The organism is Acinetobacter sp. NRRL B-65365 (assembly GCF_001605865.1).
GTDB lineage: Bacteria > Pseudomonadota > Gammaproteobacteria > Pseudomonadales > Moraxellaceae > Acinetobacter > Acinetobacter vivianii.
This window is the reverse complement of sequence record NZ_LRPD01000018.1, coordinates 71,377-78,061: the sequence shown is the minus strand read 5'-3', so window position 1 is coordinate 78,061 and position 6,685 is coordinate 71,377. Positions and strand designations below refer to the sequence as shown.

Genomic DNA, 6,685 nt, shown 5'->3' with positions numbered 1-6,685 from the left:
AATTAACTAATCCGTTAATCACTCATTTGGAAAAAGCCTTGGCATTACATAAGACCAAAGCAAGTATCCATAAACAGTTTGCTGGCGACAATAGCAAGAGTGAACCACCTGATCCCTTCCCGAACTCAGAAGTGAAACCTCTTAGCGCTGATGGTAGTGTGGCACTTGCCATGTGAGAGTAAGTCATCGCCAGCTTTTAAATTAGAAACACCCCCTCCGCTAACGCAGAGGGGGTGTTTTTTATTGTGGGGAAAAGTAGGGTTTATGCTAATATCCCTACCAAGACTTAGATTATTTATAATTATGAGAGAAATAATTAAAAGTATGGATATATTGCAAGCAGATTTAAGTGATTTATCAGAACCCATGGCTGAGATGTTAAAGAATCAGGGAACTAAGAAGACGTTTGAGTGGCTAGTTAATATTCTAGCCCAACAACGTCCAGCTCTTCGATCATCTAATTCTAAATTATTAGCATATACAGGTTGTTCTGAAGCTATTGACTGGATTGAAAATAATATTGAATCTCCATTATCCACAAGTTGGGGAGAGGGTGCTGCTTTATTAGGAGTACCTTGGAGTAAAGTAAAAGAGTGGTTGAATTCTGATAAAAATAAAAAAATAATGGCTTTAGACACTTTATATACATATAGGTTACCGGCTCCAAATATGGCACCGCTAACACAAATTGTAGCTCCAGTGCTTGAAGGTGCTCCCTCTGTTGAGGAATTTGAATCGACTCTAAATATAGTATTAGAGCATGGGGCTAATCCAAGAATGCATCAAATGGTTGAAGCAATAAAAAACCATTCTTTAGAGATACTTACACCTAGAGAGCGGGGTGTGTTAGTTAGAGATCTGCCAAAACTCTTTCTCGATCCTGAGGCTTTTCATCATTCTAAAGAAGTTTTAATTCGCCATCATAAGGTATTATCTGATATGCGAGAGGCTGTTAAAAATATTGTGAATAATGTTAAGCATTAGAAGAAAAGTTAAATATTTAATCTGAACCTTACAAAGTGTTTCTACTATCATCATGGATGCAGCCCGCTCTATAATGATTGAGAATCATTTTAAATCTAATAAGGAAATAACATGTCAACTGATCAGCAATTTCCAACACCTGCTAACTTAGGTATCGCGGTTTACTCAAACAATGCCGAAGCGATTGGTAATACACCTTTAGTGCGTATCAACCGTCTTATTAAAACAGGTGCAACTGTCTTAGCAAAAGTTGAAAGCCGTAACCCTGCATTTTCAGTAAAATGTCGTATTGGTGCTGCTTTGATTGCGGATGCGGAAAAACGCGGTGTACTGAAAGCTGGCATGCATATTGTTGAACCGACCAGTGGTAATACAGGGATTGCTTTAGCATTTGTGGCAGCGGCTAAAGGTTATCCTATTACCCTGACCATGCCTGCAAGTATGAGTTTGGAACGTCGAAAAGTATTAAAAGCATTAGGTGCAAATCTAGTACTGACGGATCCGGCAAAAGGGATGAAAGGTGCGGTAGATGAGGCTGTTCGTTTAGCAACTGAAAATCCAGAACAATATTTCTTGCCACAACAATTTGAGAATCCAGCGAATCCACAAATTCATACAGACACTACTGGCCCTGAAATCTGGCAGGCAACCAATGGTCAAGTGGATATTCTAGTAGCAGGTGTTGGTACGGGCGGGACCATTACTGGGATTTCACGTTATTTTGAACAGGTTCAGAATAAACCACTTTATTCAGTTGCAGTTGAACCTGCTGAATCACCAATTATTACCCAAACCAAACGTGGTGAAAGCATTACGCCTGCACCGCACAAAATTCAGGGCATTGGTGCAAACTTTATTCCTAAGAATCTGGACTTGGATTTGGTGGATGAGGTGTTACCAGTAAATAGTGCCGATGCAATTGAATGGGCAAGAAACTGTGCAACTCAAGAAGGGATCTTGGTCGGCATTTCGAGTGGCGCAGCATTGGCTGCAGCCGCGCAGATCGCAGAGCGACCTGAAAATGCAGGCAAAACCATTGTGGTAATTTTGCCTGATAGTGGAGAGCGTTATTTATCTTCAGTCTTGTTTGAAGGTTTATTTGACGAAGCTTAATTCCATTATTTAGCCAATAAAAAAAACCATGCTATACACGCATGGTTTTTTTATTTTTCATTGTTTTTAAAGTGCTTTCTTTAACGTTTTTTCGTGATGTTTAACCGAGCGAGCGTACTTTTTCCCTTTATGGCGCGTCCAGAAACTACGTTGGTAGCCTGTAGGGCCGACATTGTAATACGCCACTGCTTTAGACCAGCTACCCGCTGATCGATAGTAGGTTGAGAGGACATGTGCGCCACAGTTAATATTGACATTTTCATCGTAAAGATCGCCTGGGCAAGACTGGCGCCAATGACTGGAAATGATTTGTGTTAACCCAATTGCACCTGTTGGTGAGCGGGCAGCGCTATTGTAATTGGATTCCTGACGAATCAGGGCAGCCAGTAGAGTTGGTGAAACATCGTAACGTTCAGCACTCTGGATAATCATGGGTGATAAACGATTTGCCGTGTTTGGGGAAACAGAATAAGCATTTTGTAAACCAGACGAGAGCTGATTCGAGCGATTTGCAAATGATCCACTTAAACTGCTACACGCAGAAAGACTCACCGCGATGATGATAAGACTAAGCTTTAAAAATATTGAGCCGAGTGCGTTAGAAGCAATACCTTGATTCGATGATGTAGAGACGATTTGCAAAACCAAGACCCGAGACAAAATAAAATTATTAGGATGGTATGCACTCGGTTTAGGTGAGTCAATAGCAGTTGTTTTACCGTATTTATTCTTTTAAAAGTCATATAAAAAAGCCCCAACGTCCTGTTGAGGCTTTTCATATTTGGTTTCTTGCCGCCAACTCCTGTCAACGACCACATCCTGTGTTCTTATTCTTCTGAATGAGACATCCTGTCTCTGTATGATTCATATATTAATGAATGGAAAACGAACTGGATATTCGCGAATCACCCCAACCGATGTAGGTTTTTACTGACAAATTTTATAAAGCTTCTTTTAATGATTGTTCATGTCGTTTGACTGAGCTGGCATAACGTTCAGCTTGTTGGCGCATATATGGGCTTCTTCGATAGCCTGTCGGTCCAACATTGTAATAACCCAAGGCTTTTGCCCAGTCTCCAGTCGATTGATAGTAATTCGCTAAAATATAGGCACCACAATTAATATTGACGTGTTCATCATACAAATCGCCTGGGCAAAATTGCTGCCAGAATTTTGGACGAACCTGAGTTAAGCCAACCGCATCAGCAGAAGACCGTGCAAAAGTTCTATAGCTAGATTCTTGGCGAATCAGTGCAGCTAATAAATGGGGTGAAATATTATGTTTTTCCGCTGTTTTTAGAATGATGGGGGCAACACGATTTGCAGTGGTCGGCGGAACGGAATAAGCGTTCTGAATGCCCGTTGCAAACTGTTGAGACTGACGTACCGAAGGGCCTTGAGTACTGGTACACGCAACGGTTAAATAGGTACTGAAAAGGATGATACTCAATTTGACAAAAGTAATTTGAAACCGAGAAAAGCAAAATTTGTTGTAAATTATCATCGTAAAAAAAGACTGACCATCATATATAAAACATGCGGATAGTAGGTAGCAAGTCGTTGAGAGTCAATGCAGAATCGTAAGTTAAATCGTTTACTTTTTTTGTATTCAAACAAACTCAAGGATAATAAAAAAGCCCCGACATCCTGTCGAGGCTTTTCATATTTGGTTTCTTGCCGCCAACTCCTGTCAACGACCACATCCTGTGTTCTTGTTATTCTGAATGAGACATCCTGTCTCTCTATGCTTCAAATATTAGTGGATAGCGCACAATGTGTATATTCGCCAATCACCCCAAGTATTGTACGTTTTAACTTACATTAGTTTTCGGTTGGCGTTTGTTCTAGATGAGTTGTCATCTTTCCGCCATAAAGAATTCATGCTATTGCAGTAAAAACGTCATCAAAGCTTGCTTAAATTTGCATGATTTTTTTACCAAACGAATAAAATGATGAACAAGAAAACCTTATTGGCTGTGATGTGCTGCACAGCTTTTGGGCTGGTTGCCTGTAATGATGATAATAAGCAAGATCAGACCACACCTACAGAAAAAGTGACCGAGCCTACTTTAGTCTCTTTTGCCAAACTTCCTGTAGCCACTTATGCGGCTGGCCCAGACTCGGGTAAAGCTGTGAGCGGTGCCAATGGGATTTATCCGCCATTTAAAGGGCAACCCGTACAAGGGTTTTCCGCTGCTTTAAAAAATGATGATGGCAGTTATATGGCGATGGCAGACAATGGTTTTGGCACACAAGACAATTCAGCCGATTTCTTATTGCGTATCTATAAAATCAAAGCAGACTTTAAAACCAAGAGCAAAGGCACAGGACAAGTGGCTGTGCAAGGTTTTATTCAGTTACGTGATCCGAATAAGTTGATTCCTTTTGAAATCATCAATGGCAATACCACTGACCGTTTATTGACTGGCGCGGATTTTGATCCAGAATCTATGCAACGTGGCGCAGATGGAACGTACTGGATTGGTGATGAGTTTGGCCCTTATCTGCTGCATTTCTCGGCAGACGGTGTGTTGCTAGATGCGCCGATTGGATTGCCGAATCCATTGAATCCGACACAAGAATTACGTTCACCACAAAACCAGCTCAACAAAGCCAATATCAATTATGTTGAGCCATTGGTTGGACGGAGTAGTGGTTTCGAGGGGATGGCAATTTCACCAGATGGCAAGTATTTATATCCATTACTGGAAAAGCCACTGGTCAATGACTCGACGGGACGCTTGTTAATTTCCCAATTTGATATTCAGAAAAAAGCTTATACAGGTCTTTATTATTGGTTTGAGCTGGACAGTAAAGCCACCAACATTGGTGATTTTCAACTCTTTAATGATAAAGAAGGCATTATCATTGAGCGTGATGCCAGCCAAAATAATCTCGGTGGACATAAAAAGTTGATTCGGATTAAGTTCAATGAACCGAAACAAACGGTAGCGCGTGAAGATCTGGTCGACTTGATGAAAATTGCCAATCCAGATGCGCTATACGGCACAGCGCGAGCAGGGGATATTGGTACAGGTAAAGTTTTTGCTTTCCCGTTTGAGACCATTGAAGATGTGATTATTGAAAATGGTACGACCCTGACCGTATTGAATGACAATAATTTCCCTGGTTCATCGGGACGCAATGCCAAAGAAGCTGATGATAATGAAATTATCCAGATTCGTTTACCCAAAGCATTATTTTAAACAATAGGTAAAAATCGCCGAAATGATCATTCCGCATTTCGACTGAAGGCGTATACTGATTGGGCATAAGGAGTCCTCATGTCTGAATCAGTGTTGCGCCCAACCCATATCGAGTATGGTTCAAAATCGTTTACTGCGATTTTATGGTCCTTGTTCTTTGCCGGTTTTGCGTCATTTTCATCGTTGTACTGTGTCCAGCCAATGATGCCGATCTTTGCAGAATTCTTTCATGTGACACCCACTCACAGTAGTTTCCCGTTATCTTTTTCAACCGTTGCGCTTGCGATTGGTCTGCTATTCACCGGTTTTATTTCTGATCGTTTTGGCCGTAAGCCGATCATGGTCTTTGCCTTATTCTTGGTCTCAATTTTATTGCTGGTGAGCGCTTCTTTTCCTGTTTGGGAAATTTTCCTGACCACCCGTGTTTTTATTGGTTTGGCTGTTAGTGGCGTTGCTGCGGTAGCGATGACTTATATCGGTGAAGAAATTGCGCAAAAAGATATTGGTTTTGCGATGGGACTATATATTTCAGGCACTGCGATTGGTGGCATGGGCGGACGTTTGATTGCAGGGGTGCTGGTTGATTTTATCTCTTGGCAAGCAGCGACCTATGCGATTGGTTTTATCAATTTCATTATCGCCTGTCTATTTTATTTGTTATTACCAAAATCACAGCATTTCAAACCCTATCCATTCCGCTTTTCCCGTTTTAAGGCAGCTTTTGAGCAGAATTTAAAAGATCCAAAATTACGTATTTTATTTGCCCAAGGATTTATTTTAATGGGCTGTCTGGTGACTGTATTTAACTATATTAGTTATCACTTGCTGGAAGCACCTTTCAATCTTTCACAAACATGGATTGGTCTGATTTCGATTGCTTATCTGGCAGGAATTTACAGTTCACCTAAAGCTGCGCAATGGGGCTTTAAATATGGGCGCGATAAGGTATTGCCAGTCTTGTTATTGACGATGATGCTAGGGTTACTGATTACTTTAATTCCTTCTCTCTGGACGATTCTGCTTGGGCTGATTATTTTTACTTTTTCATTTTTTGCAGCGCATTCCACCGCGAGTAGCTGGGTCTCGGTGCAGGCTGTGCAATACCGTGCAGTAGCATCTTCGCTGTATTTACTCTGCTATTACATCGGTTCAAGTTTATTGGGCAGTAGCGGTGGGTTGGTCTGGGAAAACTTTGGCTGGACGGGCATCACTTTTATGGTTGCGGTGTTTTTAATGGTAGGACTGGTTTTAGCATTGAAATTACGTAAAGTTCCGCAAATAGATTGATCTGGATTAGGTTTGTTTAAACTTTATACAAATAATTTGTTATCTCCTTGTTCTTGAATATTTTATAAACAGGGAAAATGAATGAAATTCATGTT

The 6,685-nt window shown here is 40.9% G+C and carries 6 protein-coding genes and 1 rRNA gene; 5 read left to right on the top strand and 2 right to left on the bottom strand.

Annotated features, from left to right (window positions below; genetic code table 11):
* Positions 1 to 80 precede the first annotated feature (80 nt).
* From rrf to cysK, 3 genes are all read left to right on the top strand, one after another.
* Positions 81 to 195: ribosomal RNA gene (gene rrf, locus AWW72_RS09200) — 5S ribosomal RNA — on the top strand.
* Positions 196 to 243: 48 nt separating this feature from the next.
* Positions 244 to 984, top strand: a complete 741-nt coding sequence (locus AWW72_RS09195; RefSeq protein WP_155858553.1) for a hypothetical protein — start codon at positions 244 to 246, stop codon at positions 982 to 984.
* A gap of 111 nt (positions 985 to 1,095) precedes the next feature.
* On the top strand, positions 1,096 to 2,097 hold the full coding sequence (gene cysK, locus AWW72_RS09190; RefSeq protein WP_062847133.1) for a cysteine synthase A: 1,002 nt from the start codon (positions 1,096 to 1,098) through the stop codon (positions 2,095 to 2,097).
* A gap of 66 nt (positions 2,098 to 2,163) precedes the next feature.
* Here cysK and AWW72_RS09185 read toward each other — a convergent pair whose 3' ends face one another.
* Positions 2,164 to 2,682 (bottom strand): lytic transglycosylase domain-containing protein, encoded by a 519-nt coding sequence (locus tag AWW72_RS09185; protein WP_205634339.1) that lies wholly within the window; start codon positions 2,680 to 2,682, stop codon positions 2,164 to 2,166.
* A 355-nt stretch (positions 2,683 to 3,037) separates the two neighbouring features.
* Positions 3,038 to 3,601: a lytic transglycosylase domain-containing protein gene (locus AWW72_RS09180; protein ID WP_062847132.1), complete on the bottom strand. Its 564-nt coding sequence runs from the start codon at positions 3,599 to 3,601 to the stop codon at positions 3,038 to 3,040.
* Positions 3,602 to 4,049: 448 nt separating this feature from the next.
* Here AWW72_RS09180 and AWW72_RS09175 point away from each other — a divergent pair, with 448 nt between their 5' ends.
* A complete protein-coding gene (locus AWW72_RS09175) occupies positions 4,050 to 5,303 on the top strand; it encodes an esterase-like activity of phytase family protein (RefSeq protein WP_062847131.1) in 1,254 nt (417 codons plus the stop codon).
* 78 nt (positions 5,304 to 5,381) lie between these two features.
* On the top strand, positions 5,382 to 6,590 hold the full coding sequence (locus AWW72_RS09170; RefSeq protein WP_062847130.1) for an MFS transporter: 1,209 nt from the start codon (positions 5,382 to 5,384) through the stop codon (positions 6,588 to 6,590).
* Positions 6,591 to 6,685: the final 95 nt, after the last annotated feature.